Genomic DNA, 25,624 nt, shown 5'->3' with positions numbered 1-25,624 from the left:
CCCGCCACCGATTCACCTCAGGTGACCGTGACGGTCAGGTTGAGCGAGCGGGTCTCGCCACCGGTGTAGGTGATCGTCACCCGTGCGGTGTAGGTGCCCTTGCGCGGGTAGCTGTGACTCGTCGACCGCAGCGTCGCGCCGTGCGCCACCGCGCTGTTGTCGCCGAAGTCCCACGCGTAGTTGGTGATGCTCTGCCCGGACGGCGCCGTCGCGGTCGCGGTCAACGTGGTGGTCAGCGGCGCGGCGCCGCCGGTCGGGTTGGCCGTGATCGAGAGGGTTCCGCCCGGTTCCTGCTTGACGCCGGCGCCGTTGAACCGCATCCAGTCCAGTGACATCAGGTCGGGTGTGCCGCCGACCTGGGCGGCGTTGACGAACCTGGCGTACAGGACGGTGCTGCCGGTCGGCTTGTTGGTCAGTGTGACGGTGGGGGACACCAGGTTGTCCCACCCGCCGGTCGAGCCGATGGTGGCCGTACCGATCAGGGTGCCGGTGGGCGAGCCGGTGCGCAGCTCGATGGTGCCGCCGAGGCCGCCGTTGGTCACCCCGAGCGTCACCGAGCCGATGTTGCGCAGGTCCACCGGTCCGTACGCCGCCCAGTCGTTGTGGTCGACGTCGCCGAGCCGCTTGCCGGCGCGGGCGGTGGTCCGGTCGTTGACGACGAGGCCGGACTGGGCGCTGAAGTGCTCGGCCTCCTTGCTCTTGGGTTGCAGCTGGACCCGGGTCGAGCCGGTCAGCGCGGGTACGCCGCCGGCCGCGCCACCGTCGGTGTACTGGGCGGTGATCAGGGTGTAGAGGTTCTGCCCCGGCCCGTGCCCGTCACCGGCGTCGGCCTCGGTGGCCAACAGCCCGGAGCAGCCGGTGTAGACGTCCAGCGGGTGAGCGTGCGTGTCGTGACCGAGCTGCGTCTGTACGGTCACCTTGGCGCAGTCGACGGTGGTGTCCTCCGGGTCGGTGACCGTCACCGTGTACGGGATCTTGTCGCCGAAGTCGAAGAACCCGCCGTCCGGCACGGTGATGGTGACCGTCGGCCGGGTGTTGCCGACCACCACGTCGGTGACGGCGGTGGCGGTCAGCCCGTTGCCGCTGTTGCGGACGGTCAGCCGGGCGGTGAACGTGCCGGCCGCCGCGTACGTGAAGCTCGGGTTGGCGGCGGTGGAGTCGGTGCTGCCGTCGTTGGTGAAGTCCCAGGCGTAGCTGAGCGCGGTGCCGTCACCGGCCGTCGTGCCGGCCGAGGAGAAGCCGACCGTCAGCGGCGTACGTCCGCTGTCCGGAGCGGCGGTGATCTTCGCGGTCGGTGGCCGTCCGTTGGCCACGTAGTCGATCCGGTAGATGCCGGCGCCGGCGTTGCTGCCGCCGCGACCGCTGCCGGTGCCCTCGCCGAAGTCGATGACGTAGAGCGAGCCGTCCGGGCCGAACTCCGCCTCGAAGGGCTGGATCCAGCTCATGTTCTCGAAGATCCCGTTGATCGACTGGAGGTCGCCGACGGCGGTGGGCGCGAAGCGCGAGTTGCTGAACGTCTGCGCCGTCCTGTGGATCGAGAGCGTCTTGAACCACTTGCGGGTGAACTCGTACGTGATCCACTTGCCCTCGAAGTACTCCGGGAACTTGGTGGTACGGGTGTTCGCCGGGTCGAAGTCGTAGACCGGGCCGCTCATCGGGCCGCCACCGCCGGTGCCCACCTCGGGGAACTGGGTGGAGGCGGAGTACGCGTACCAGACCAACGCCGGCTTCGCCGCCGGCAGGGTGGTCAGGCCGGTGTTGTTGGGGGAGTTGTTCACCGGCGCCGCGCAGGTGAACTTCGCCCCGGAGGTGCTGGTGGCGAAGTTGTAGTCGTTGAACGGGATGTTGTTGCCCACGCAGTACGGCCAGCCGTAGTTGCCGGCGGTGGTGATTCGGTTGAACTCGACGGTCCCCTCCGGTCCACGGTTCGGATCCGCGGCGCGGGCGTCCGGGCCGTAGTCACCGACGAGCACCGCGTTCGTTCCCGGCTCGATGGTGATCCGGAACGGGTTGCGCATGCCCATCGCGTAGATCTCCGGTCGGGTCCGCGCGGTGCCGGCCGGGAAGAGGTTGCCGCTGGGCACGGTGTACGTACCGTCGGCCTGCGGGGTGATCCGCAGGATCTTGCCGCGCAGGTCGTTGGTGTTGCCGGCGGTGCCCTGGGCGTCCCAGGCGGCCCGGCCGGACTGCTCGTCGATCGGGGTGTAGCCGCTGGACGCGAACGGGTCGGTGTTGTCGCCGATCGCGGCGTACAGGCGGCCGGCCGCGTCCATGGCCAGCGAACCGCCCATGTGCGAGTTGGCCCGACCCACGCCCCGGTACGTCGGGACGGTCAGCAGCCGCTTCTCCGAGGAGAGCGCGACACTGTTGTTGGCCACCGTGAACCGGGAGAGGTTGAGCTGTTTCAGGGTCTTGTCCGACCAGAGCAGATAGACCCAGCCGTTGCTGGCGAAGTTGCGGTCCAGGGTCATCCCGAGCAGCCCGTCGGACTGGTCGGTCATCGCCGAGGTGTAAGCGAAGTCGAGCAGCGTGGTGACCTGGAGCGTGTCCGAGTCGACCACCTTGAGCGCACCGGTGCGCTGGATGTAGTAGACCTTGCGATCGGGTGCGACGGCCAGCTCGAACGGGTCGGCCAGGTTCTCGGTGACCAGACCCACCCGCTCGAAGGTGCCGGTCTTGGTCGCCGAGCAGTCGCCCGCGACCGCGCCCGCGGCCCACTCGATGCCGTAGCGCAGGTGCTCCAGGAACGTGGCGCTGCTGAACTGGGCGCTGGCGTGCCCACCGGCGGTGAACCAGGACCGGCCGCCGTCGTAGCGTTGGCACCAGGAGTACGCGTGGTCGACGCCCTCGTCGAGGCCGCTGATCCCGTCGCGCACCTTGATCTGCGCGAGGGTGTGCACGTTGCCGGTCGGGTTGGTCCGCCAGTTGTACCACTCCTCGCTCTGTTCCCACAGTTCCGGCAGGTTGCGGGTGGAGGGGTGGGCGCGGTCGAGGACCTTCACCCGCCCGGGGTACGTCCCGCCGGTGGCCGAGAAGTCGGGGTGGTAGTCGAAGATTGTGCCGACCAGACCCTCGTACCAGGGCCAGTCGCGTTCACTGGCCGAGGCGGCGTGCAGGCCGGCCCAGCCGCCCCCGTTGCGGATGAACGTCTGCAACGCCGTGCGCTGGCCGGCGTTGAGCAGGTCACCCGAGGTGGGGGTGGAGTTGGTGTTGTTGAAGACGAGGGCGTCGAAGGTGGCGAGGCTGGCGTCGGTGAAGGCGCCCGCGTCGGTGGTGGCGACCACCTCGAAGTTGTGCGTGGCCCCGAGCTGCTGGATCGCGGCGACGCCGGCCGGGATCGAGTCGTGGTAGAAGTTGGTGATCTTCGAGAAGACCAGCACCCGGAAGCGGGGGGCCGCCTCAGCGGGTAGGGCGGTGGTGGTGGTCAGTACGGTGGCGACGGCGAGCAGGATGAGGCAGAACGCGCGCAGGTGTTTGGGCATGGGGGCGCTCCCTGTCGGACGGTGAGGGTCGGAAAGCGCTTTCTCGCTGCCCGCATCACGGTACTGACGCCCAGTTACGAACGTCAATAGAGCTGAGGTAAGCGGTTTCCTGGGCGCGGACCCCACCCGAGCCTCGTCGTCGTTGCGCGGAGCCGAGAGGAGTCGACGGGTGCACGTCACCATGGCGACCAGCGCCGGCAGGGCCGACCGGCCGAACGAGGACTTCGTCGGTGCGGTTCCCGACGCGATCGTCCTGCTGGACGGCGCCGGCATCCCCGGCGCCGAGCGACTCTGCGCGCACGGGGTCGCCTGGTACACCCGCCGGCTCGGTGGGGCGCTGCTCGGCGGCCTGTCGCGCGCCGACGGGCGTGACCTCGCGGCCATCCTCGCCGACGCCATCGCCGCGACAGCCTCCGCCCACCGCACCACCTGCGACATCGTCGACCCGAGCAGTCCGCAGGCCACCGTCCTGATGGTCCGCGTCCACCGGGGACGGCTGGACCATCTCCTGCTCGCGGACTCGTACCTCATGCTCGACCAGGTCGGCGGCGACGTGCGGGTGCTCACCGACGAGCGCGAGGTGGTCGCCAGGCGGGAATGCTCGGCGCCGCTGGCCGGCGTCGCACCCGCAACCGAGGAGTACGACCGCGTCCGCGCCTTGTGCGCTACGGCCCTGCGCGCCCGCCGGAACCAGCCCGGCGGCTACTGGATCGCCAAGGACGATCCGCGCGCGGCGTGGGAGGCGGTGACCGGCAGCGTCGCCCTCGACGGGCTCAACGGCTTCGCGGTGCTCAGCAACGGTGCCAGCCGGATCGTCAGCCCGTACGGCCTGACCGACTGGCCGGGGGTGCGGGACCTGCTCGCCGCCGACGGTCCGTCCGGCGTCATCCGTCGCGTCCGTGCGTTCGAGGCGGAGGCGAGCGGCGGCACCGACGCTCTGGTTCCGGACGATGCCACCGTGGCCCATTACCGTCTGATGCCGTGATGGAGTACGAGTTCGAGGGTTCCGTGTGGGAGTGGCGAGGGCCGTCGCCGTACCACTTCGTGACGATCCCACCCGACGGCGTCGACCTGGTGCGCCAGGTGGCGTCGGCGGTCACCTACGGCTGGGGCATGATCCCGGTGGAGGTCCGCCTTGGGCGCAGCCGGTGGCGCACCTCCCTGTTCCCCAAGGACGAGGGCTATGTCCTTCCGCTGCGGGACTCGGTGCGCAACAAGGAGGGCATCGCCCTCGACGACGTCGTGCACATCCACCTCGCCGTCCGGCCGCGGTAGCGCGGCTCACCCAGCGGCCCTGGTCGGACGCTGAGCGACAGCGTCCGACCAGGGGCAGCTGCTAGAGGTACGGGCGCGTGATCAGTTCGATCGCGTGTCCGGCCGGGTCCTTGAAGTAGACCCCTCGGCCACCGTGCTCGGTGTTGGTCTCACCCTGCCGCTTCATCTGCGGGTCGGCCCAGTACGTGATGCCTCGTTCCTGGAGGTACGCCAGGCCACGCGCGAAGAGCTCGTCGTCAACGAGGAACGCGTAGTGCTGCATCTGGATGTCCACCGGTGGCTCGGCGAACTGGAGCAGCACACCCTCGTCCAGCAGGACATTGACGAACGGCCCCCACGAGGGCGCCTCCGGGAGCCCGAACAGGTCCCGGTAGAAGGCCGCCGACGCGTGCTTGTCCGTCGCGGCGATGATGGTGTGGTTGAACGTGACCGTCACGAGTACCCGTCTTTCGGTCGATCCGAAGACCCGACCGGAAGCACACGGCGTCCAGCAGCCGCACTGATGTGACTGACCCCGAAGGCGGGAACGCCCCGGACCCATGCGGGAGACGCGTACGCGTCGATCTCGGCATGGCGGCTGAAGAAGCCAGAACCTCCGGGGGTAGGCCCATCTGGGGCGCATGAGGAGGCTAGCACGAGGTCCTCTCGCGTGCGTGACCACAACGTGCCGCACGCGAACTCGGCGCTTGGCTATCGTCTCCGGCATGGCGATCGATATCTCCGGCGTCGTGGGCGCGGCCTTCCTCGCGGACGGCCCCGCCGACGGTGTCGACCTCAGCCTGTTCGGGCAGTTCGCGGGCTCCTGGGCGCTGGACTGCACCGAGTACGACCCGGACGGGTCCTCGACGGTGCGCCGGGGCGAGTGGCACTTCGGCTACGCGCTCGGCGGGCGGGCGACCACCGACGTCTGGATCCTGCCGGGCGTCGAACACGGTGTCAGCGTGCGGTTCCCCGACCCGTCGGCGGGTGCCGGGGTGTGGCGCTCGACGTGGGTGGGCCCGGCCCGGCGGCGGACGCACACGTTCCTGGCGTCGCGCGTCGGCGACGAGATCGTGCTCGACGGCGGCGACCTGCGGTGGACCTTCTCTGAGATCGAGGCCGACGCGTTCCGCTGGCGCAACGAGGCGCGCCAGCCCGACGGCGGGTGGCGGCTCCAGCAGAGGTTCCAGGTGTGGAGGTCGTCCTGACGCAGCCAGCGAATCCTGGGCCGGTGCACCTGCCCGAGACCCGGGCCGTACCGGTCACCCGTGCGGACTTCACCGACGACGGCCGATGGCGCGTCTTCCGGGGCTGCTGAGCGGCGGCCGGAGAGCTACGCCTCGGCCGCCGGCAGGAGCAGCGCCTCCGCGCCGACCGGACGGAACCCGGCGGCCTGGAAGGCGCGCACGCTGCGGGCGTTGCCGGCGGCCTGCTGTGCCCAGACCGGTTGCCCATCGGGTACGAGGTGTCGGGCGGCCGTCGCCAGCGCCCGTCCCAGGCCCCGGTGGCGGCATCCCTCGTCGACCTCGATGGCCGTCTCCCAGCGCCCCGCCACGCCTCGGCCCAGGACGACCACCCCGCCGTCGGCGGCCCAGACCCGGACGTCGTCACGACGCCGACGCGCGCGGCCCGCGCGGGCGTGCCCGGCGTCCGGAACCTCGGTCAGCCGCAGCGGGGGCGGGCCGGGCAGAGGGTTCGCGACCGTCAGCAGGTCGATGGTGTCGGTGGATCGTCCGGTGCGGTCGAGCAGGGCGCCGAGGAAACGCGGATTCATCGTGGCCGCCAGACCGTCGCAGTCGAGTGCCGCCAGCGTGCGACGTACCCATTCGGGGTCCTCGTCGGTGAACACCACGGAGTGCGCGGTGAACGCGATGACGCCGGCGTCGCGGTGGCACGGCTGCGGTACGACGGTGGTCCCGCCGTCCGCCGGCGGGAAGTGCCCGATCGCGGCCGCGCGCAGGATGTCGGCCAGGGTGCTGCCGGCGATCGTGGTCTCCTCGGCTCGGTGGAGTAAGCGCCGGCGGCCGGCGCGTGACGCGCCGGCCGCCGGGGTGCTCCGATGTCAGCTTCCGGTGCAGGTGGTGGTGGCGCCGCCACCGTTTCCGGTGCCCTGGAAGCCAAAAATGGTGCTCTGGCCCGCGTTCAGCCGTCCATTGTAGCTCTGGTTGACGACGGTGACGGTGCCGCTGCTGCCCGTCGCGACGCCGTTCCACAGCGAGGTGACCGAGGCGCCGCTGGGCAGGTTGAGGGTGACCCGCCAGCCGCTGATGGCGGTACCTCCGGCGGTGACGGTGACGTTGGCGACGAATCCGCCGTTCCACTGGTCCTGCACGGCGTAGGTCGCGGTGCAGGACGCGCCCGTGGGTGGGGGCGTGGTCGGTGGCGGGGTGGTGGGCGGGGGAGTCGTGGGCGGTGGCGTGGTCGGCGGGGGAGTGGTGGGCGGGGGAGTGGTCGGCGGCGTGCCGGGGTCCAGCGTCAGGTTCTTCTGCTGAACCGTCCACTGGGTACGGCAGAGGCCGCAGTTGGGTCCGACGAAGTTGGCGCCGGCGGTGGTGTCGCCCTTGAGTCGCCACTTCAGGTAGAGCACCGCGACACGGCCGAACTCACCGCCGTTGGTCTGGTCGTAGGTGCCACCGTGCCCGACGTTGAGGTTGCCCATGAAGGCGGGCAGTGTGGACGGCAGCTTGCCCCAGTCGTCCATGGCGTTCGGGTAGGCGATGTCGCTGGGCCCGCCGACGAAGTAGGCGATCGGCTTGGTGAGCCTGCGGAGTTGGTAGTCGTCGGCGTCGTTCAACAGGCCGCTGCTGAAGATGCCCGTGGTGGTGACGCGCGGGTCGTTGGAGACGGCGTACGCCTCGAGCCCGCCGCAGGAGAAGCCGGCGACCGCGACCTTCGTCGTGTCGATCTTGTTGAAGTACTTGCTGCCCTGCCGGGAGTTCTCCGCGATGGCCCAGTCGATGGACTGGGTGAGCATCTGGGAGTTGGTGGAGCCGGAACCGTTCGGCGCGCCGTTGGCGATGGCGAGGAAGCCGTGTGAGGCGATCTCGCGCATGAAGTTGCCCTGGGAGAGGCCGTTGGCCGAGCACCCGCCGTTGCCCCAGACGAAGATGGGCAGCCGCTCGGACGGCAGCGTCTGCGGTCGGAAGATGGTGTGGTTGGCCAGGCTGGCCGAGGTCTCGTAGTCGGCGGGATAGGGGCCGGATCCGCCGATGGCGGCATTGGCAGGTGTCGCGCCGAGCGTGATGATCATCGAGGCGATCGGGACGACGGCGGCCGCCAACCCGGCGTAGATCTTCGATCTTCTTCTCATGCACCCCTCCAACGGATGTCACGTGGGGCTCCCCGCGGCGGCGGTGGCGGCTGTACGTTCGCGCGGCGACCGGTGGGTCGGCGCTGGCCACGGGCCAGGTCGATGGGTACGCGTCGACCACCCGGCGGGGTCCCCACAGGCGATCCGATGGGAGCGGTGTGCAGTTACTATCACCGCCGCAACGAAAAGTGTCAATGTCTGGAGAGTTCCGCCGCCGTCAGCCGGCCTGCCGGCCGCCGGGCGACCCGGCCGCCGGGACGTCGTCCGCCGCCTCGAAGTGGGTGATCCACGCGGCGGCGTCCGGCCAGTGCGGCGTCGCGACCTCGACCAGCCGCTCCTGGGCGAGCACGCCGAGCGCGCGATGGATCTCCAGGAAGGTGTCCCGGGCTTCCTGTCGAGGCCAGGGCGCCGGCAGCAGATGATCGGGCAGATCCGGGTCGATGTCGGCGAACCTGCGCCAGGAGTCCATGGCCGAGGTCCGGGCCACCAGCGCCCGGGCCGGGCCCACCTCGTTCCTGCGCACGGCCGTCCGCAGGGGCGCGTACCGCTGGATGAAGGCCGAGTACGCGGACGCGAGCGCGGTCAGGTCGTACGCGGCGGCCGGCCCGTGTGGTCCGGACTCCTCGTCGAACCGGACGTGCATCACCGACCACCGGGCGCCCTCGACGTGGCGCAGCAGCTCACCCAGTACGCCGTTGACGGTGGCGGTGTCGGAGCCCGGGCGGATCCACGCGCTGTCGTACAGGCCCGCGAAGCGCAACGCGCCCAACGCCCGGCGCACCGCGTGCCGGGACGCCTGCCCGGAAGTCGGGATCGAGAAGGTGGCCAGCACCCAGTCGCCGGTCCACGGGGTGGGGTGGGCGCCGAAGGTCAGGAACTGCCGCATCCGCGCCCGGTGTCGGGCGATCGCCCCGGGCGTCAGGTGGTAGACCGGCGGCCGTCGGTCCGCCCGCGTGGCGATCAGACCCCGCTTGACCAGCCGGGACAGGGCGGCGCGGGCGCTGGACTCGCTGACGTCGAACTCGCGCAGGATCGCGATGACCGCCGCCGACGGCAGATCGGCGTCCGCCGAGTCGAGATACTCGCCGAGCACGGTCGCCAACAGGTGCTGCGGGCTGGACCCGACCTGGGCCCGGGGTGCGCGTAGGTCGTCACCGTCCACCCCACCAGACTGCCGCACCCGACGGCGTACGCCAGCGGGTTGACAGGCGCGGACCGCGGGCGTCGGAACCTGGTCGACGTCGATCGCCGTCGACTACACCGGCATGCCGGCCGGCGTCGAGGTGTACCACCCGCTGACCGCCCTACCCGGCTCCGGGGACGGGCACGTCGTCCAGGTCCTGGCCGCGTTCCGGCTCAGCGGTGTCGCGTCCGGCCGCTACGTCCCGCAGCTTCGGGCCACCGACGGCAGCGTCACGCAGAGCGTCCCGGTCGTCCTCGACATCCGGACCTCCTGCTAGGGCGTGTCTCGAAGCCCCGGCCCAGCTCGGACGCCAGGTCGTCGCCGGTAACGGCGTCAGGGCCGCACAGTGGTCGAGCACCGCGCGCAGGCCCGGGTGCGGGTTCGCGCGGCGCAGGACGAGCGAGAGTGGGTACGCCAGCGTCGGGCGCGCGATCGGGATGCGGCGCAGGTCATGGCCGGTCGGCCAGAGGTACCGGTCGCGCGCGCCGACGAGGGTGGCCACGTCGGCGGACTCCGCGAGGATGTCGAGCAGCACCTCGTCGCCGAAGTGCGGGCCGGCGGCGTCGATCCGCAGGTCGAAGGCGGTGGCGAGCTGCTGGTAGAAGTCCGCCCACTCGCTGCGCGGGGCGATGCCCGGCACCCAGATCCGGTGCCCCCGCAGGTGGTCCGGCGTCAGGGTGCGCGCGGACGCGAGCGGGTGCCGTGGGCCGACGAGCAGCTCCAGCGCCGAGTCGAAGGCGTGCACCATCCGTACCTCGCGCGGCAGCGTCGCCGGGTCGGTGACCGACCGGAACGAGGCGTCCACGTCCCCCGCCCGCACCGCGGCGACCGCCTCGTGCGGGTCGCTGACCCGCAGCGTCACGACGTCGAGGTCGACCTCCGGATGCGAGCGCCAGTAGTCGTGCAGGACCACGGCCTGCGCCGAGCGCAGGCCGAGAACGTCGATCCGCAGGGCCCGTGAGCCCGGTCTGATCGCGGCGACCGCGCGGTCCACCCCGGCGACGATGTTCCGGGCGTGCGGCAGGAACGCCTGGCCGTCGGGCGTCAGGTCGACCCCTCTAGGGGTACGCGTGAACAACCGCACGTCGAGCGCGCGTTCGAGGGCCGCGATCCGCTTCGACACGGCCTGCTGCGTCACCCCCAGCTCGTCGGCCGCGTGCTGCAACTGCCCGAACTCGGCTGCCCGCACGAACGACCGTACCGCCTCGGTATCCACCGGCTGATTATGGACCCGCACAACCGATGGTTGTGACGCGGCCCAATCCGGTTGTTTGCTTCCAGGTAGAAGGCTGCGATCTGCTGCCCCGGATCCGAACACCGGTTGTCCCGAGGGAGTCAGATGCGCGCGCGGTTGGGGCCCGACTTCGGCTGGCTGTGGTCGGCCTACGCCGTGAGCACGTACGGCACCTGGCTCGCCTTCGGCGCGTTCGGGCTGATCGCGGTCCGCGTACTGGACTCGTCGCCGTTCGCGGTCTCGCTGCTGGAGGCGGTCGGTCCGGCGGTCGCGGCGGTGCTGGCGTTCTCCCTCGGGCCCTGGGTCGAGCACCGACCGAAGCGTCCGGTGCTGATCGCCATGGACCTGATCCGGGCCGCGGCGATGGCGAGCGTTCCGGTCGCGTACGCCCTCGGTCTGCTGTCGTACGGTCAGTTGCTGGTCGTCTCGGTGGTCTGCGGGACCGCGGGCATCGCGTTCGCCGCGGCGTCCGGCGCGTACCTCAAGCATCTCCTTCGTGGCGACGACCTGCTGGTCGCCAACGGCCGGTTCGAGGGCACGGCCTGGGCGGCGACGGCGGCCGGGCCGCCGCTCGGTGGCGCGCTCGTCGGACTGCTCGGCCCGGTCGTCACCGTCGGCGTCGACGCCCTCAGTTACCTGCTGTCGGCGCTCGCGGTCCGGCGGGTGCGCGGCGGCGACGTCGCGTCACCCCGCGACCGGGCGCCCGGACCGCGACCCGCCGACCTGCGGTACGGGTGGCGGATCATCGTCGGTGACGCCGTCCTGCGGGGCCTGTTCCTCAACGCGGTCCTGGTCGGCGGCCTCATCATGGCCACCGCGCCGCTGCTGGCGGTCCTCCTGCTCGGTCAGTACCACCTCCCGGCGTGGCAGTACGGTCTCGCCTTCGGCGTCCCGGCGCTCGGCGGCCTGGTGGGCGCCCGCCTCTCCGCCCGCCTGGTGGCCCGCCACGGCCGGCACCAGGTCATGATCCTCTCGGGGTGGCTGCGTTCGGTCTTCCCCCTCGGTCTCGCCCTCGTCCAGCCGGGCGTCCCCGGGCTGCTCACCGTGATCGTCGTCGAGGGGTTGCTCATCACCTGCATGGGCGTCTTCAACCCGATCTCCGCGACCGAGCGGCTGCGTCGCATTCCGCTGAGCCACACCGCTCGCGTCCTGAGCACGTGGAGTGCCGTCAGCCGGCTCGTCCAGGCGGCGCTGGTGGTGATCTGGGGCGTGCTCGCGACCCTCACCAGCCCGCTCACGGCGATCACGGTCTCCGGCGTGCTCCTGCTCGCCACCCCGCTCCTGCTGCCCGGCCGACGCTTTATATTCCCGAATGTCGATGTTAACGTTCACGTAACGTCGTCGTCTGCCGGTCGACATCAGCTTCGGCAGCGGCCCGGGATCGGAGAACGCTCATGACCACATCCGGCAGGGCTCGTCAGGTGCGCTCGATGGCGGTGCTGACGGTGTGCGCGCTCGCCGCCGCGGTCGCACCGCCCACTGCCGCGTCGGCGGCCACGACCATCACGGTGGCCGCCGACGGCAGTGGCACCTACCTGACCGTGCAGGGGGCGATCGACAGCGTCGCGGCGAACAACGGTGTTCCGGTCACCATCTCCATCAAACCCGGCACCTACCGGGGCGTGGTCACCATTCCCGCCAACAAGCCCTACCTCACCCTGGTCGGCGCCGGCAGCTCCGCCAGCCAGGTGGTGATCGTCGAAGGGCACGCCTCCGGCCAGACCAAGCCCGGTGGCGGCACGTACGGCACATCCGGCAGCGCCTCGGTCTTCGTCAACGCCAACGACACCACCATCAGGAACCTGACCATGTCGAACGACTTCGACGAGGCCGCCCACACCCTCGACGCCGAACAGGCCGTCGCGGTCAACACGTCCGGCGACCGGGTGCAGTTCGACAACGTCCGCATCCTCGGCAACCAGGACACCCTGCTGGTCAACGCGCCAAGTGTCAGCGCGGTCCGGCGTCTCTACGTCCGCAACTCCTACGTGCAGGGTGACGTCGACTTCATCTTCGGCCGGGGCACCATGGTCTTCCAGAGCGGCACCATCCACTCGCTCACCCGCGGCTCGTCGTCGAACAACGGTTACCTCACCGCCGCAGCCACCGACATCAACAACAAGTTCGGCTTCCTGTTCTGGGGCACCACCCTGACCAGCAACGCCCCCGCCCGGACCGTCTACCTGGGCCGGCCCTGGCACCCCAGCGGCGACGTCAACGCCCGGGGTCAGGTCCTCTACCGGGGCGTCACGATGGGCGCGCACATCCGCACCGACCCCTGGACCGACATGTCCGGCTTCTCGTGGCGGGACGCCCGGTTCGCCGAGTACGGCAGCACCGGGGCGGGCGCCGGCGTCAACGCCAACCGGCCCCAGATGAGCGCCTCCACCGCCGCCCAGTACACACCCACCGCCTACCTGGCAGGTACCGACGGCTGGAACCCCATCCGATGACGAGGATCCGTTCGCTGCGTACCGCGGCCGGCATCGCGGTCGCCGCCGGCTTGCTCGCCGCGGGTCTACCGGTGCTCAGCGCCGAGGCCGCCGCCGGCGACGGCACACCGACGGACTCGAACATCAGCTTCGTCGGCCGGTGGAACAGGACGAATCCCTCGGCCTACGTGCCCTACTGGGCCGGCGCGTACCTGCGGGTCGGGTTCACCGGTCGGACGGTGAAGCTCCGACAGCGCAACACCATCCAGTTGTGGGCCAGCATCGACGGCGGGGCGTTCACGTCCTTCACCGGCTCCGGCACGATCAACCTCACGCCGACCGCCCTCGCTGCCGGCAGCCACACGTTGATCGTCAGTTACCGGCAGGTGGCCGGCTCCTACACCGGGGACGCGGTCTTCCAGGGGCTGGTCCTCGACTCCGGCGCGGGCACGTACCGGCCACCGGTCCGCCCCAAGCTGGTCGAGTTCGTCGGTGACTCGATCACCGCAGGCGCCACCAGCAGTCAACTCGCCGTGACGGACTACGCCTTCAAGGCCGGTGAGCGGCTCGGGTACGACCACACCCAGATCGCGATCGGCGGCATGTGTCTGGCCGAGACGACCGATGGCTGCTGGGCCCAGTCGACCCGCTACTGGATGTCCTCCGGTGGTCAGGCCGGCACCGACCCGTGGGACTTCTCCCGCTACACCGCCGACGGCGTCGTGATCAACCTGGGGACCAACGACAAGAGTCACGGCGTGAGCGCCACGGCCTTCCAGGCGGCGTACACCACCTTCCTGAGCAGGATCCGGGCCAAGTTCCCGAACGCCACGATCTTCGCCCTGCGGACGTTCATCGGTCGCTACGCGGCGGAGACGGAGGCGGCGGTGCGGGCCCGTAACGCCGCCGGTGACGCCAACGTCGTCTACGTGGACACCACCGGCTGGCTGCCGGCCGGCGGCCTCAGCGACTCGGTGCACCCGAACGACGCGGGCCACCAGGCCATCACCGACCGGCTCGCCCCGATCCTCAGCGCCCGCCTGACCACCACCCCGCCCCCGACCACCCCGCCCCCCACGACCCCACCCCCGACCACCCCGCCACCGACGACCCCCGCGCCGACCACTGCTGCACCGACGCCTCCGGCGGGTGCGGGCTGCGCGGTCGCCTACCGCAAGACCGGTGACTGGGGTACGGGCGCCCAGTTCGACGTGACGCTCCACAACACCTCCACCGTCGGCGTCAACGGGTGGACCCTGACCTGGTCCCTGCCGGGCAGTCAGCGGATCACGCAGTCCTGGAATGCCACCGTCACCCAGTCCGGCGCCGCGGCCACGGCGGCGAACGTCGCCTGGAACGCGGTGATCCCGGCCGCCGACTCGGCGAGCTTCGGAATCATCACCGACAGCCCGCTCACCGGAGCCACCGGTTTCGCCCTCAACGGCTCCCCGTGCGCCGCCGCCACCTGACGGTGGGCGTCCCCGATCGAGGCAGGAGTAACCGATGAAGGTTCGCCGATCGCGACTCCTGGCCCTGGCCGCGGCGGTCCTGACCGTCGCGGCCGGCGGGCTCGGCGTCGCCACCGCGCAGGCCGCCGCCCCGGCGTGCGGCGTCGACTACCGGATCACCAGCCAGTGGAGCGGCGGGTTCGGCGCGGATGTCGTCGTCACCAATTTCGGGGACGCGGTGACCGGTTGGACCGTCGGTTGGCGCCTCGCCTCCGGACAGGGCGTGACCCAGGCGTGGAACGCCACCGTCACGGTCACCGGTACGGCGGTCACCGCCACCAACATGAGCTACAACGGTGCCGTCGGCACTGGCGCGTTGGTCAGCTTCGGCTTCACCGGCTCGTGGAGCGGCAGCAACCCGGTGCCCTCGTCCTTCACGTTCAACGGCACCACCTGTGTCGGACCACCGGGGGCGACCCCCACCGCCCCCACGCCGTCACCCACCGCGCCGTCGCCGACATCGACGCCGTCGCCCGAGCCGACACCCTGCACCGGTCCGAGCACGCCGCCGGTCAGCCCGTCCACGTCACCGACACCCGCGCCGATCACGGTGTGGATGGCCGGCGACTCCACGATGATGAACGCCAGTTCCTGTCCGATCGGGTGGGGCAGCCAGTTCGCGTCCTACCTCACCTCGAACGTCACCGTGCGGAACAGCGCCGTCGGCGGGCGTAGCATCCAGACGTGGCTGTACGAGGGCAACGTGACCACCACCAAGAACTCGGCCGGCGAGTGCGTGCTCAGCTCGACCGCCTACAGCGCGCGGTGGGCGGCGATGCTGGATGCCGGCAGCGGCTTCACCGGCGGTGACTACCTGATCATCCAGTTCGGCATCAACGACGGCGACTCGGCCTGCCCGCGACACGTCGGTGGCAACCGTTTCAAGGAACTGCTCGGCGTCATGGCGACGGCCGCCAAGGCCAGGGGCGTGAAGCCGATCTTCGTCACCCCGGTCGCGGCCATCACTTGTAGCGGCGGCACCGCCGTCGGCAATCGCGGTTTCGTCACCGAGACGACGGCAGCGGCCGCCGCCAACGGCGTACCCGTCATCGACCTGCACGCGAAGAGCGTGGCGCTCTACAACACGCTCAGGTTGTGCCCGAACAACGGTGACTACTCGACGGGCGCGGTCGGCGCGTTCTTCTGCAACGACCACACCCACTTCGAGGCGGCCGGAGCCCGACAGATCGCCGGCCTGGTCGCCACCGCCCTGCGGGCACAGAACATCCCGCTCGCCGCGTACCTGAGGTGACACCGCCCCTTGACGGAGTGCGCAGCTACCGGCTCTGTGTACGTCTTTCGTCGGCAGCGATCCGGACGTCCCGGAAGTCGATGACCGCCTCGCGAGCAACGGTGATCAGGACGGCCAGGTCACCGTCTGCCAGCAGCAGGACGTCGTCGAGCACCGGAGGTGGAACCTCCAGTTCCTGCGGACCGTAGCAGTCATGCCAGGCCATGTCCATGAGGTGCAGGAGGTCGAGCGCGGCGTCAACCTGCCCACCGGCGAACAGCCCTTCGACGCGCCGCCTGCGTTCTGCGCGACGCTGCTCGCTGTCAAGTGCCACGGGTGAATCCTTCGGCTCGGGTCTGCTGTCGACAGCACGTCAACCACTCACGGCGATCGCCGTGCCGCGACCCTCTCACGCGGTCAACTCTGCTGGTAGTTCACTGCGGCGAAGCCGCACGGCTGGTGCAGGTGCAGGTAGAACGCGCCCTCGCCGTACTCGTCCAGGTCGGCGCCGGCGATCAGACCCACGTAGTCCATCAGTTCGCCGCAACCGGGGCAGTCGGCGTGCTCGGCGTCCTGGATCCACTCGGGCCGGCCGCCCAGTGTCGATCCATCCTGGTTCCAGGCGCTGACCTGGTACGGGCTCGTCAAGGCCGGCCCGAGGACCGGTGACAGCGTCGGGGGATCCTCCGGTTGGGTGGCGTCCGGGAGGTAGCTCGGGCGGGAGTTGCCGGCCCACCAGGTGACGTCACCGGCCGGCGTGACGTGGCTGTACAGCGTCGTGTAGCAGGCGCAGAAGTGGCAGGTCTCGATCACCAATCGCCCGGACCACCCCGTGTGGGCCAGCGCCGCGGCGATGTCGGCGTCCGTGGTGTCGAGGTCCGCGGCGACCCACAGCGGCGAGGCGCACCAGGGGCAGCCGGGCCGATCGACGCCCGGCGCGTTTGCCCGCATGACCCACCGGTACGCGGTGTCCCCGCACAGGTCCCGTCGCCGACCGTCCGCACCGACCGCCCAGCCGCCCTCGTGCGCGTAGCTGAGCGCATCGACATGCAGCTTGTCCGAACCCGCGGGAGGCTGCGCCGTCCAGCGACGCAACGCGCTCTCGGCGGACGGGTGAGCAGTGTGCGCCAGGACCATGAGCAGGTGGTTGAGCCGGTCGGGCGTTCGGCCGCTGTCGACCTGCTCGATGATCCGACGGACCAGGTCGGCGTCCGCCGCGCGGTACAACTTCCCTGGGTACAGCACGTCGAGGTCGAGCAGGAGACCCAGGTGCGGGGTCAGCCGGCGAGGGTCGGCGTCCGCGATGGCGCTCAACTCCTCGATCGCGTCGTCGTCCTCGGTGGCGGCGCGTCTCATCAATTCCTCGATCACCAGAGGATGGTAGCCACGCCGGTCGAGGGAGGTCCGAGTCGTCAGTCGACGGGCGTGCCGGTCCGGGCCGCCCGAGCGGCGCCCCAGTCGTAGAGGGCCTGCAACACCGGGGCCAGGCTGAGTCCCTCCTCGGTGAGCCGGTACTCGACGTGCGGCGGCGTGGTCTCGTGGTCGTGTCGCAGGATCAGACCGTCGGCCTCCAACTCCCGCAGGCGTTGGGTCAGCATCTTCTCGCTGACCCCGGGCATCCGGCGGCGCAGCTCGCCATAGCGGTGCACGCCCTCCTTGAGATGCGCCAGGATCACCGGCCGCCACTTGCCGCCGATCACGTCGACGGCGACCTCCACCGGACAGTGGTAGCGCTTGGGCATCGTGGCCTCCCCGGGTACGCACCAGACAGTGCGTACTTGATCGTCGTCGCTGCGGGTGCTGGGCTGTGCCTATGGTCATCGAGTACATCAGATACCGCGTGCCACCCGAGCGGCTGGACGGCTTCGAGGCAGCCTACGAACGAGCTTCCGACGCGCTGCGCGCCGCGCCGGAGTGTGTGGACTACGAGTTGAGCCGCTGTCTGGACGAGCCGTCCTGTCACCTCCTGCGGATTACCTGGACCTCGGTGGACGAGCACCTGAACGGGTTTCGTGGTGGACCGGTGTTCGGGCAGTTCTTCGCCGCGGTCGGGCCGTACGTCGAGGACATTGAGGAGATGCGCCACTACGCCCCGACGCCGGTCGCGGGCTCCGGTGGCGCCGCACCGCCGAGTCTGTACGACTGGGCCGGTGGCAGCGACGCGTTCAGCAGGCTCTGCGACGCCTTCTACCGCCTGGTCCGCTCCGACGACCTCCTCGCGCCGATGTTCGCGCACATGGACCCCGATCACGCCCGGCATGTGGCGGTGTGGCTCGCCGAGGTCTTCGGCGGGCCAGCCACCTACACCGCCGAGCACGGCGGCTACGGCCACATGGTCGGCAAGCACCTGGGCAGGGCGATCAGCGAGTCGCAGCGTCGGCGGTGGGTCAACCTGATGATGGACGCCGCCGACGAGGTCGACCTACCCGATGATCCGGAGTTCCGCGCCGCCCTCGCGAGCTATCTGGAGTGGGGCACCCGGTTGGCGGTCCGCAATTCGCAGCCCGACGCGGACCCGGTTCGGCAGGCGCCGGTACCGCGCTGGGGCTGGGGAGTGGCCCCGCCGTACCCCGGATGACCCGGCCGCGCCGGCGCGTCGCGGCCCGTGCCGCCACCGCATCACGCCTTGTCGCGCTCGCCGGTGCCCCGCTCGTCCGCCTCCCGGCGCTCCTCCTGGCGCTTCACGAATGCCTGCACGATCTCTGCGATGTCGGCCTCGTCGGCGCCCTCGACCCGCAGTGTCCGGCCGTCCACCGTCACCTCGACGGTGTTCGTGGCCGGTCGATCACGACGACCCCGCAGCACGGCCCAGACGGTGTTGGTGACCGCACCGACAGCGGTCAACCCGCCGACCGCGATCAGCAGCGCCTCGAACACGGTCACCACCTCTCCGAGAGCACCACGTTGGCCACGCTGGTCACGATCGCGAAGAGCAGCACCCACACGGAGACCTGGGTGATGCGGTTGCGGCGGTCCTCGGCCGTCTGGGCGGCGGCTGTCGATTGTGCTCGCGGCGACTCCGGCGCTGCGCCCATCGTGGCCGGCGCGCCACCGAGGACCGTCGGCGCGACGCCGATCGAGTCGGGCACGTCCGGAGCGGAGACGCCGACCGACTTCGGCAGAGGCGTGGCGCTCGGTGACGCGGCGAGCGCCACGGCCGAACCGGACATCTCGTCCACGGTCTTGGCCGCCCCGTAACCGACCGCCGCGAGCGTGATGATGATGAGCGCCGCGGCGATGGCGAGACCGTGGGCGATGTCCGCGTGCCCGTCGATCCTGCGGTCGAACACGAGATCGCCCACGGCCGCCGTGGACAGGGCCACGGCCAGGAAGAACAACTCGCCGTCGCCGAAGACGTCGATCGCCTCGGACGTGTTTCCCTGCAACCACAGGACACCGGTCTGGCACACGATGGGCAGCACGCCGAGGAGTAGGCCGAAGAAGAGCCATTTGCAGAGCTTGCGGACCATCCGCTGACCCGTGGTCATTCCCGTGTGGATGGAGACCTGTGTAGGCGTCATGGACCCTCCCGGCCGCCGGGCTGTCCCGACACCCTACTGGCAACTTCCGCCCCACATCGTCGTCAGCTGACGACTGCTGGAACGACGCGGGCCACGCACCGCAGCGCGCGATGCGGGAGGATGCGCCGGTGCGCCACGAGCATCATGTCTTCCACAACCCGCCGCCGTCGACACCGGATGAGGTCCGCGCCGCGCTTGACCGCGGCGATCTGCCGGCCGCGCTGAACGCCATGGTCGGCACCGCCCTGTACGGCGACGGGGATTGGCGAGAGCTGCAGGAACTGCACCTCCGGTTGCTCGAACACGACGATCGCCAGGTCAGTGCGCTCGCCGCGACGTGCCTGGGGCATCTCGCAAGGGTCTACCGTCAACTTGATGAACGCCGCGTGGTCGCCGCTCTGCGCCGGGCCCGGGCGCTCCCACATGTCGCCGGTACCGCTGGCAACGCACTTGAGGACATCGAAGCCTTCCTCCACCCACGGCGGGCACGGATGCGCGGACGTGTGTGGCGGGCAATCCGCCCGTGGACGTGGTTCTGAGTCGAACGCGGAGGTTGTCTCGACCCGTGCTGGTGCCCCTTCCCTCGGTCAGCCCGGGGTACCGTCCGGGGCGTGCCGCCCGACCTCGCCGACCGCCCCTTGGTCTTCCTCGACGTGGACGGACCGCTCATCCCGTTCAAGGCCCGGCGGATCGGCCGGAGACGCTCCCTGGACAGTGCTGCCGCGCAGCCGAAGGAGGGCACCGGCAATCCGCTGGTCGATCGGCTGGACCCGGATGACGGTCGTCGACTGCTGGCCTTGAGGTGCCAGCTGGTCTGGGCGACGACGTGGATGGCCGAGGCGAACGAGGTGGTCTCGCCACGGCTCGGACTGCCGGACCTGCCGGTCGTCGACTGGCCGGACGACGACGAGGCTCCGACGCCCCGCCTGCACTGGAAAACGGTGTTCCTGACACAGTGGGCGGCCGGTCGTCCGTTCGTCTGGATCGACGACGAGACGACCGATGCCGACCGGCGATGGGTCGAGACTCATCATCCGGCGCCGGCGCTGCTGCACCGCGTTGACCCGTACCGGGGCCTGACCGACGCGGATTTCTCAGCCATCCGCCGATGGCTCGCACAGGATGGCGTACGGTCGGACGGCGCAGACGTGAACCGCTGACCGGCAGATCGACCTCGGCGCCTCTGGCCCTGGCAGCGGGACGAACCGCAGCGTCGGAGTTCACGGTCCGGTCACACCAGCGGCGCCTGCGCGGCCCGGTCGCCGTCGCCGGCCGCGCGGACGCCCTCCGGAGCGGTGATGATCCGGCTGGGCAGCAGCGGCGCGTCACGGCCGGTGCCCCGCCGCACGTCGCCGTCGGTCGACTGTTCGTGGTAGTCCTGCTCGACGTTGACCGACCAGATGTCGTGGGCGCTGCCGGTGACGATGTTGTCGACGGTCAGCATCGCGGTGAGCATGGAGTGGTCCTGGTTGTTGTAGCGGTGCATGCCGTTGCGTCCCACCGGGTGCACGTTCGGCACGGCCTCGGCCAGCCACGCCCGGATCACGTCCACGTTGTGCTGGTAGCGCTCGTCGTACACCGGATAGGCCTTCGGCATCCGCACGACGTGCCCGGCCTCGACCACCCCAGGGCGGACCAGGCCGAGCCGCTCCAGCTCCGCGGTGGCCAGGGCCACCAGGTCGGCATCCGGAGTACGCCACATCTCGTCGTCCTCGAACACGAAGTACTCCAGGCCCAGGCAGGTGCGCCCGTCCTTGACCAGGTACGGCGACCAGGAGCCGAAGTTCTGGATCCGGCCCACCCGCACCGCCGGATCGTGCACGTAGATCCAGTTGTCGGGGAACGAGAACTCCGCCGGCACCACCAGGGCGACGGTCAGGAAGTCCCGGTAGCGCAGGTCGGCGGCGCAGGCCAGCACCTCCGGGGGCGCGGGCGGGCGCAGCGCGGCGACCAGCTCCGAGATCGGCATCGACGAGATCACATCGTCGGCCGGCTCGGTACGCTGCCCGCCCGCGCCGTTGAGCGTCACGCTGATCGCCCGACGTCGTTTCGGGTCGCGGTGCACGGCGGTCACCCAGGTACCGGTCGACACCTCGCCGCCGCGCTGGCGTACCTGCTCGGCGCAGCGCTCCCACATCATCCCGGGACCGTACTTCGGGTACTGGAACTCCTCGATCAGGCTGGTCACGTCGGTGCGGCGGCGGTGGGGCAGCAGCGCGTTGCGGATCGCCGTGGCCAGCGACAGGTTCTTGATCCGCTGCGCGGCCCAGTCGGCCCGCAGCCGGTCCGCCGGCATACCCCAGACCTTCTCGGTGTACGTCTTGAAGAAGATCGAGTACAGCCGCCAACCGAACCGGGCCGACACCCAGCCCTCGAAGTGCGACTGGTCGCGCGGTGGGCGCAGCCGCGCCCGGGCGTACGAGCCGAGGCAGCGTACCGCCTCCGGCAGACCCAGGTTGCGCAGCGCGTTCGTCGCGCTCAGCGGATAGTTGAACAGGGCGCCCCGGTAGAAGATCCGGCTCATCCGGGGTCGGGTCAGGAAGTCCTCGTCGGGCAGGATCTCGTGCCAGAACGCCTCCACCCGGGGGACCTTGGTGAAGAACCGGTGCCCGCCGATGTCGAAGCGCCAGCCGTCGCGCTCCACGGTTCGGCTGATCCCGCCGACCACCTCGTCGGCCTCGAAGACCCGGACCGGCCGGCCGTGGCGGAGCAGTTCGTACGCCGCAGTGAGCCCCGCCGGCCCCGCGCCGATGACCACCGTGCCGTGTTGCTCGCTCATGCCGCCGTACTCCCTGTTGCCGGTCGAGGCGGCCCGCGTACCCCTTATGCCCGGGATGTCACCTCCCGGTCCTGGTGGGTTTCTCCTCCGGCGAGCGCCGCCGGGGCGTACAACGGGGAGGGCGGCGGGCGGTTCGGCGGACCGGGGGAGCGGGGCGGATGCACCGGTGGCGAGACGGCCGGCGGCGTGCGGCGGCGCTGGCCGGGGCGGGCGCGCGACTGGTCCACCGGGTGCCGGCGCCCTGGCCGTACCTGATCGGGCTCTTTCTCGGCGCGAAGCTGCTGCTGACCCTGCTCGGCCTGCTGGTCCTGCACGCCTGGGACGGCATACCCGGCGCGCCGCCGCCGGACGAGGCGCTGATGTGGGCGCAGCAGCGGGAGATTTCCGAGCACCGGTGGATCTCCTTCTGGTTCGCCTGGGACGCGCTGCTCTACCTGCGGCTGAGCGAACTGCCGCTGACCGGGCGACCGTGGGGGGACTTCGGCTTCCCGCTGCTCTACCCCTTTCTCGCCCGACCGGTCGGCGCGCTGCTCGGCGGCGACAACGCCCTCGCCCTGCTGGTGATCAGCAACGTCGCGTTCCTGGGCGCCCTCGGGTACGGCTACCGGCTGGCCGAGGTGCTGCTCGGTGAGGCCGACGCGGCCCGGCGGTTCACCCGCTACCTCGTGCTCCTGCCGACGGCCTTCCTGTTCCAGGCCGCGCTGACCGAGTCGCTGTTCGTCTGCCTCGCGCTGGCCGCCTTCTACTACGCCGAGCGCCGCCGGTGGCTGCTGGTCGGCGTGGTCGGCTACTTCCTGGCGATGAGCCGGTCGCTCGGACTGCTCGTCGCCCTGCCGTTGGCGCTGGTGCTGCTGCGCCAGCACGACTGGCGGCTCGGTCCGCGTGCCCTGCTGGGCTACCTGCGGACCGGCTGGCCGTTGCTGCTGCTGCCCGCCGGATGGTTCACCTTCATGGCGTTCTGCCGGTGGCGGGGCGGCGACTGGTTCGCCTACCAGCACGCGCAGAAGGCCGGCTGGGGGATCGAGGCGCAGAACCCCGTTCCGGTGGTGCTGGATGCGCTCACCGGCGAGCCGCGCGACGCCGCCCGGGTGCTGTTCGCCCTGGTCGTGCTGGCCGTCCTGGTCGCCGGATTCCGCCGCCGGGAGGTGCCCTACCTGGTCTACGGCGTGCTCATGGTGCTGGTGCCGCTGTCGCTGGGCCCCGCCGTCTACAAGAGCCTGCTGCGCTACCTGCTGGCCGCGTTCCCGGTGGCCCTGGTGCTGGCTCGCTGGGCCCGCCGGGCGGGTGTCGACGTGTGGCTCACGGCGGCGCTCGCCCTCGTGCAGGGCGCGCTGTTCATGCTCTGGCTCAGCTACTGGACCCACATGATCATTTGATGGGCCGGGCGTCGGCCAGGCAGGATGGTGCGATACCCGAGCGCGCCCGAATGGAGGCCCGGTGTTCGCCCTGCCGCTGACCCAGGACGTCGAGCTGCGCGCGTTGCACCCCTGGCAGGCCGAGGAGTTCCTCGCCCACCTGGACCGGGCGCGGGAGCACATCCGGCCCTGGGTGTCGCCGTCCTTCGTCGCCACCGACCTGCCGTCGGCCCGCGCCGTGTTGCAGCGCTACGCCGACCGCTGGGCGGCCGACACCGGCGGCATCTGGGGGCTGTGGTGGCGCGGCACGCTGGTCGGCGGGGTGATGTTCGTGTCGTTCGACGTCACGCTCGGCCTGTGCGAGGTCGGCTGCTGGCTGGAGCCGGCGGCGCAGGGTCGGGGCATCGTCGCCCCCGCGGTGCGGCGGATCGTCGACTGGGCGGTGCACGAGCGTGGCATCCAGCGCGTCGAGTGGCGCACCAACGCCGCCAACGTCCGCAGCATCGCCCTGGCCCGCCGGCTCGGCCTGCGTCACGACGGCACCCTGCGCCAGGTCTACCCGGGCCCGCACGGCCGCATCGACCTGGAGATCTGGTCGGTGCTGGCCGACGAGTGGCGGGCGGCCGCCGTACCGCCACCCACCGTCCACTGACGACGACGGATTTCTGTCGTACCCGGGCGGCAGCATGCATTCATGGCCATCCCCGCGCTCACCCCACATTCCGACCCGCCGCGTTCCGTGCCGCTGCGTGAGGCGCGCACCCGGTTCAGCCAGCTCGTCGCGTTGGCCGAGCTGACCGACGCGGTCACCGTCGTCACCCGCGACGGCGACTCCCGCCCGGTCGCCGCGATCGTTCCCGCCGTCGCGGCCCGCAGCGCCGCCCAGGCCCGCGCCGACGCCGACCGGCTCGCCGCGGTCACCGCCGGGTGGGCCCGCCGCCTCGACGAGCAGCACCGCCGCAGCAGCCAGCGGCACGCCGCCGAGCTGGGCGCGGTCCGCGCGGCGCTGGCCGAGGTGTGGGCCGAGCTGGACCGCCGGGTCGTCCCGGGCAGCGACCCGACCCTGGCCCGGCTGCGCGCCGCGCACGCCGACCTGCTCGCCGACTGACCTCCGCTCACCGGACGGGCGGCCGGCTGCGCATCGTGCAGCAGGGGCCGCGTCCCGTCCGGCATCGGCCTGCGCACCGAGCCCGACAGCGACGGCCGCGCGCCCGCTCCTCGCGCGACGGCGGCGTCAGGTCGTCGTCGGGTACGCGTGGGTCTCGGTCGCCTTGACCGCCACCCAGATCCGTTGTCCGGGTATCAGCCGGAGCTGCGCCGCCGCGGCCGGCGTGACGTCGGCGGCCACGCCGATCGGCCCGTCCACCTGCACCCGCACGTTGTCGCCGTGGCGCTGCACGCCGGTCACCGTGCCCGCCCAGGTGTTGCGAGGGCTGCCGTCGGGCTGCGCCGGATGCAGGGCCACCGCCGCCGGGCGGAACGCCACGAACGCGTCGCCGTCAAGCCGGTCGGCCACGCTGAGCGTCAAATCCGGCGCGACGCGTACCCCGTGGCCGTCGGCCCGACCCCGGTAGAGGTTCAGCCCGACCAGCCGCGCCACGTAGTCGGTGCGCGGCCGGGCCGTCACGCTCGGGCCGTCGCCCTCCTGGACGACGCGCCCACCCTCGACGATGACCAGGCGGTCGGCGAGCGCCAACGCGTCCAGCGGATCGTGGGTGACCAGCACCGTCGCGCCCGGGTGCGCGGCCAGGTGGCCGTGCAGTTGGGCGCGGGTCTCCAGACGGGTACGCGCGTCCAGCGCGGCCAACGGCTCGTCGAGCAGCAGCAGCGACGGCCCGACGGCCAGCGCGCGGGCCAGCGCCACCCGCTGCGCCTGCCCGCCGGAGAGCTGGCGGGGTTTGCGGTGCGCCTGGTCGGCGAGGCCCACCCGGTCGAGCCAGTTCCGCGCGGTGACCCGTGCCGCCCGCCGGTCGACACCGTGCCGGCGCGGCCCGAACGCCACGTTGTCCAACGCGTCGAGGTGCGGGAACAGCAGGTAGTCCTGGAAGACCACGCCGATCGGTCGGCGCTCGGTGGGCACCCAGCCCCGGCTGGCCGGCCGGTCCAGGTCGACACCGTCGAGGGTGATGTGCCCGGCGGTGAGCGGGTGCAGTCCGGCCAGGGCGCGCAGCGCGGTGGTCTTGCCGGCCCCGTTCGGTCCGAGCAGCGCGACGACCTCGCCGGGCGCGACCCGCAGCGGCACGTCCAGCCGGAAGGCCCCCCGGTCGACGACCAGTCGGGCATCCAGCAGCGGCGCGATCGCCGGCGGATCCGCCGGCGGCGGCGCGGTCCCGAG

Annotated in this window: 26 protein-coding genes and 1 pseudogene; 13 read left to right on the top strand and 14 right to left on the bottom strand. The window is 71.3% G+C overall.

Annotated features, from left to right (window positions below; genetic code table 11):
- Nucleotides 1-17 precede the first annotated feature (17 nt).
- Nucleotides 18-3,482, bottom strand: coding sequence for a ThuA domain-containing protein (locus ACN263_RS15760; protein ID WP_422735044.1), 3,465 nt, complete (start codon nt 3,480-3,482; stop codon nt 18-20).
- A 169-nt stretch (nt 3,483-3,651) separates the two neighbouring features.
- Here ACN263_RS15760 and ACN263_RS15755 point away from each other — a divergent pair, with 169 nt between their 5' ends.
- Nucleotides 3,652-4,467 (top strand): hypothetical protein, encoded by an 816-nt coding sequence (locus ACN263_RS15755; RefSeq protein WP_422735043.1) that lies wholly within the window; start codon nt 3,652-3,654, stop codon nt 4,465-4,467.
- Nucleotides 4,467-4,757, top strand: coding sequence for a DUF1905 domain-containing protein (locus ACN263_RS15750; protein WP_422740721.1), 291 nt, complete (start codon nt 4,467-4,469; stop codon nt 4,755-4,757). The genes ACN263_RS15755 and ACN263_RS15750 overlap by 1 nt, the downstream gene beginning before the upstream one ends.
- Before the next feature lie 61 nt (nt 4,758-4,818).
- Here the strand turns inward: ACN263_RS15750 and ACN263_RS15745 are convergent, their stop codons facing one another.
- Nucleotides 4,819-5,193: a VOC family protein gene (locus ACN263_RS15745; protein WP_422735042.1), complete on the bottom strand. Its 375-nt coding sequence runs from the start codon at nt 5,191-5,193 to the stop codon at nt 4,819-4,821.
- A 268-nt stretch (nt 5,194-5,461) separates the two neighbouring features.
- On the opposite strand from ACN263_RS15745, the gene ACN263_RS15740 reads away from it, so the two are divergent.
- Nucleotides 5,462-5,944, top strand: a complete 483-nt coding sequence (locus tag ACN263_RS15740) for a hypothetical protein (protein WP_422735041.1) — start codon at nt 5,462-5,464, stop codon at nt 5,942-5,944.
- Between the two features lie 125 nt (nt 5,945-6,069).
- On the opposite strand, the gene ACN263_RS15735 is transcribed toward ACN263_RS15740, so the two are convergent.
- From ACN263_RS15735 to ACN263_RS15725, 3 genes are all read right to left on the bottom strand, one after another.
- Nucleotides 6,070-6,723 (bottom strand): GNAT family N-acetyltransferase, encoded by a 654-nt coding sequence (locus tag ACN263_RS15735; RefSeq protein ID WP_422740720.1) that lies wholly within the window; start codon nt 6,721-6,723, stop codon nt 6,070-6,072.
- Nucleotides 6,724-6,798: 75 nt separating this feature from the next.
- Nucleotides 6,799-8,046: a cellulose binding domain-containing protein gene (locus ACN263_RS15730; protein WP_422735040.1), complete on the bottom strand. Its 1,248-nt coding sequence runs from the start codon at nt 8,044-8,046 to the stop codon at nt 6,799-6,801.
- 217 nt (nt 8,047-8,263) lie between these two features.
- Nucleotides 8,264-9,208, bottom strand: a complete 945-nt coding sequence (locus ACN263_RS15725) for a PaaX family transcriptional regulator C-terminal domain-containing protein (RefSeq protein ID WP_422735039.1) — start codon at nt 9,206-9,208, stop codon at nt 8,264-8,266.
- Nucleotides 9,209-9,311: 103 nt separating this feature from the next.
- Here ACN263_RS15725 and ACN263_RS15720 point away from each other — a divergent pair, with 103 nt between their 5' ends.
- A complete protein-coding gene (locus ACN263_RS15720; RefSeq protein ID WP_422735038.1) occupies nt 9,312-9,506 on the top strand; it encodes a DUF5980 family protein in 195 nt (64 codons plus the stop codon).
- Nucleotides 9,507-9,581: 75 nt separating this feature from the next.
- Here ACN263_RS15720 and ACN263_RS15715 read toward each other — a convergent pair.
- Nucleotides 9,582-10,445, bottom strand: a pseudogene (locus ACN263_RS15715) (LysR family transcriptional regulator); the annotation flags it as partial.
- Nucleotides 10,446-10,568: 123 nt separating this feature from the next.
- Between ACN263_RS15715 and ACN263_RS15710 the strand changes: the two are divergent.
- Genes ACN263_RS15710 through ACN263_RS15695 form a run of 4 tightly spaced genes read left to right on the top strand, consistent with a single transcriptional unit; the run spans nt 10,569 to nt 15,655 of the window.
- Nucleotides 10,569-11,861 carry an MFS transporter gene (locus tag ACN263_RS15710; protein WP_422735037.1) on the top strand — a complete coding sequence of 431 codons (1,293 nt, stop codon included), beginning with the start codon at nt 10,569-10,571 and terminating at the stop codon, nt 11,859-11,861.
- A 32-nt stretch (nt 11,862-11,893) separates the two neighbouring features.
- Nucleotides 11,894-12,916 carry a pectinesterase family protein gene (locus ACN263_RS15705; RefSeq protein WP_422735036.1) on the top strand — a complete coding sequence of 341 codons (1,023 nt, stop codon included), beginning with the start codon at nt 11,894-11,896 and terminating at the stop codon, nt 12,914-12,916.
- Entirely contained in the window at nt 12,913-14,364 is a 1,452-nt protein-coding gene (locus tag ACN263_RS15700; RefSeq protein WP_422740560.1) for a cellulose binding domain-containing protein, read from the top strand. Before ACN263_RS15705 ends, ACN263_RS15700 begins: the two co-directional genes overlap by 4 nt.
- Before the next feature lie 34 nt (nt 14,365-14,398).
- On the top strand, nt 14,399-15,655 hold the full coding sequence (locus tag ACN263_RS15695; protein WP_422740559.1) for a cellulose binding domain-containing protein: 1,257 nt from the start codon (nt 14,399-14,401) through the stop codon (nt 15,653-15,655).
- A 25-nt stretch (nt 15,656-15,680) separates the two neighbouring features.
- Here ACN263_RS15695 and ACN263_RS15690 read toward each other — a convergent pair whose 3' ends face one another.
- The 3 genes from ACN263_RS15690 to ACN263_RS15680 form a co-directional block, all read right to left on the bottom strand.
- Nucleotides 15,681-15,968 carry a hypothetical protein gene (locus ACN263_RS15690; protein WP_422740558.1) on the bottom strand — a complete coding sequence of 96 codons (288 nt, stop codon included), beginning with the start codon at nt 15,966-15,968 and terminating at the stop codon, nt 15,681-15,683.
- Nucleotides 15,969-16,051: 83 nt separating this feature from the next.
- A complete protein-coding gene (locus ACN263_RS15685; RefSeq protein WP_422740557.1) occupies nt 16,052-17,005 on the bottom strand; it encodes a hypothetical protein in 954 nt (317 codons plus the stop codon).
- Nucleotides 17,006-17,046: 41 nt separating this feature from the next.
- Nucleotides 17,047-17,376, bottom strand: coding sequence for a winged helix-turn-helix transcriptional regulator (locus tag ACN263_RS15680; RefSeq protein ID WP_422740556.1), 330 nt, complete (start codon nt 17,374-17,376; stop codon nt 17,047-17,049).
- Between the two features lie 71 nt (nt 17,377-17,447).
- Between ACN263_RS15680 and ACN263_RS15675 the strand changes: the two genes are divergently transcribed.
- On the top strand, nt 17,448-18,212 hold the full coding sequence (locus tag ACN263_RS15675; protein ID WP_422740555.1) for a group II truncated hemoglobin: 765 nt from the start codon (nt 17,448-17,450) through the stop codon (nt 18,210-18,212).
- Nucleotides 18,213-18,253: 41 nt separating this feature from the next.
- Here ACN263_RS15675 and ACN263_RS15670 read toward each other — a convergent pair whose 3' ends face one another.
- From ACN263_RS15670 to ACN263_RS15660, 3 genes are all read right to left on the bottom strand, one after another.
- The gene (locus ACN263_RS15670) at nt 18,254-18,517 is read right to left on the bottom strand and encodes an effector-associated constant component EACC1 (protein WP_422740554.1); all 264 of its coding nucleotides are present in this window, start codon (nt 18,515-18,517) and stop codon (nt 18,254-18,256) included.
- On the bottom strand, nt 18,514-19,155 hold the full coding sequence (locus ACN263_RS15665; RefSeq protein ID WP_422740553.1) for a hypothetical protein: 642 nt from the start codon (nt 19,153-19,155) through the stop codon (nt 18,514-18,516). Before ACN263_RS15665 ends, ACN263_RS15670 begins: the two co-directional genes overlap by 4 nt.
- Nucleotides 19,156-19,217: 62 nt before the next feature.
- Nucleotides 19,218-19,631 carry a hypothetical protein gene (locus ACN263_RS15660; protein ID WP_422740552.1) on the bottom strand — a complete coding sequence of 138 codons (414 nt, stop codon included), beginning with the start codon at nt 19,629-19,631 and terminating at the stop codon, nt 19,218-19,220.
- Between the two features lie 135 nt (nt 19,632-19,766).
- On the opposite strand from ACN263_RS15660, the gene ACN263_RS15655 reads away from it, so the two are divergent.
- Complete coding sequence (locus ACN263_RS15655; protein ID WP_422740551.1) at nt 19,767-20,315, top strand: HAD domain-containing protein; 549 nt, start codon at nt 19,767-19,769, stop codon at nt 20,313-20,315.
- A 71-nt stretch (nt 20,316-20,386) separates the two neighbouring features.
- Here the strand turns inward: ACN263_RS15655 and ACN263_RS15650 are convergent, their stop codons facing one another.
- Nucleotides 20,387-21,934 carry an NAD(P)/FAD-dependent oxidoreductase gene (locus ACN263_RS15650; RefSeq protein ID WP_422740550.1) on the bottom strand — a complete coding sequence of 516 codons (1,548 nt, stop codon included), beginning with the start codon at nt 21,932-21,934 and terminating at the stop codon, nt 20,387-20,389.
- 158 nt (nt 21,935-22,092) lie between these two features.
- On the opposite strand from ACN263_RS15650, the gene ACN263_RS15645 reads away from it, so the two are divergent.
- The 3 genes from ACN263_RS15645 to ACN263_RS15635 all read left to right on the top strand — a co-directional run bounded on the left by ACN263_RS15645 (nt 22,093) and on the right by ACN263_RS15635 (nt 24,397).
- Nucleotides 22,093-23,310: a hypothetical protein gene (locus ACN263_RS15645; RefSeq protein WP_422740549.1), complete on the top strand. Its 1,218-nt coding sequence runs from the start codon at nt 22,093-22,095 to the stop codon at nt 23,308-23,310.
- A 61-nt stretch (nt 23,311-23,371) separates the two neighbouring features.
- A complete protein-coding gene (locus ACN263_RS15640; RefSeq protein WP_422740547.1) occupies nt 23,372-23,941 on the top strand; it encodes a GNAT family N-acetyltransferase in 570 nt (189 codons plus the stop codon).
- 42 nt (nt 23,942-23,983) lie between these two features.
- Nucleotides 23,984-24,397 (top strand): type II toxin-antitoxin system Phd/YefM family antitoxin, encoded by a 414-nt coding sequence (locus ACN263_RS15635; protein WP_422740546.1) that lies wholly within the window; start codon nt 23,984-23,986, stop codon nt 24,395-24,397.
- A 126-nt stretch (nt 24,398-24,523) separates the two neighbouring features.
- Here ACN263_RS15635 and ACN263_RS15630 read toward each other — a convergent pair whose 3' ends face one another.
- On the bottom strand, nt 24,524-25,588 hold the full coding sequence (locus tag ACN263_RS15630; protein ID WP_422740719.1) for an ABC transporter ATP-binding protein: 1,065 nt from the start codon (nt 25,586-25,588) through the stop codon (nt 24,524-24,526).
- Nucleotides 25,589-25,624: the final 36 nt, after the last annotated feature.

Origin of the sequence: Micromonospora sp. WMMD729 (assembly GCF_049315225.1) — a bacterium.
Taxonomy (GTDB): Bacteria; Actinomycetota; Actinomycetes; order Mycobacteriales; family Micromonosporaceae; genus Micromonospora.
The sequence above is the reverse complement of the archived record's forward strand: the minus strand, read 5'-3'. Positions and strand labels throughout refer to the sequence as shown.